The sequence below is a fragment of the Oerskovia douganii genome (assembly GCF_015142735.1).
Lineage (GTDB): Bacteria > Actinomycetota > Actinomycetes > Actinomycetales > Cellulomonadaceae > Oerskovia > Oerskovia douganii.
The window spans coordinates 1-1065 of record NZ_JACSPN010000059.1 but is presented as its reverse complement, the minus strand read 5'-3'; the positions used below and the strand labels follow the sequence as shown (position 1 = coordinate 1065).

The 1065-nt window shown below is 67.7% G+C and carries 1 protein-coding gene; it reads right to left on the bottom strand.

Annotated features, from left to right (window positions below):
• Complete coding sequence (locus H9623_RS19120; RefSeq protein WP_193721582.1) at positions 1 to 972, bottom strand: IS481 family transposase; 972 nt, start codon at positions 970 to 972, stop codon at positions 1 to 3.
• Positions 973 to 1065 lie beyond the last annotated feature (93 nt).

Here is a 1065-nt window from a genome sequence, read left to right as displayed (position 1 = left end):
CTAGGTGTACTGACCCGTTGCGTTGTTGATTCGGTCGATGGGTCGTAGGCCGCCGATGCCGAGGTGGGGTCGTTCCAGGTTGTAGTGGTTGAGCCAGGTAGGCAAGGCGGCGGCGCGGTCGGCGTTGGATGACCAGATCCGGGAGTAGGCCCACTCGGTGGCCAGGGTGCGGTTGAGGCGCTCGACCTTCCCGTTGGTCCAGGGGCAGTGCGGCTTGATGAATTTCTGCACCGCACCGAGGTCGGTGACGGCTTGCTGGAACGCGCGGGAGTGGCGGTAGGCGAACGCGTTGTCGCTGATCACTCGTTCGATCTTGATGCCATGGGCGGAGTAGAACGCTGCCGCGCGGGCCAGGAACCTGGCCGCGGTGGCGCCTTTCTCATCGGCGTGGATCTCGACATAGGCAAGCCGGGAGTGGTCGTCAATCGCGGCGTGCACGTAGTCGTAGCCGATCCCGCGACCTCGGACCTTTTCCGAGCGGCCGTGCGCGCGCCAGCCACCGCCGTCCGGGATGCGCCCGAGCTTCTTGACGTCCACGTGGATCAACGACCCGGGGTAGGGGTGCTCGTAGCGGTTCGCGGAGCGTCTGGTGGCGCGGATGACTTGCCCGGTGACCGGGTCGCACTCAGCCAAGCGCGGGGTGTGGTGACGGGCCAGGACACGGCCCACGGTCGAGGCCGGAACCCCGACCACCCTGGCGATCGTGAGTGGGCCACGACGGGTCAGCATCCGCGCGATCCGTACCCGGGTCTCGACACAGGCCGGGGTCCGGCGCGGATGAGAGCGCGCCACGCTCGACCGGTCGACCAACCCCGCCCGACCTTCGACCTGGAAGCGGCGCCACCACCGCCACGCCGTCGTGCGCGAGACACCCATCTCCGCCGCGACATGCGCGACCGGGCGCCCGGTCGCGATACGGCGAACCATGATCAACCTACCCGCCGGCGTCAGCCGGGCGTTAGCGTGGGACACGAGAGACCTCCGTTGGTCAGAGCCGGGTTCCTAGACAGCTCCCACTCGACACGGAGGTCTCTCTTCACGTCAACAACGGTCCTGGTCAGTACA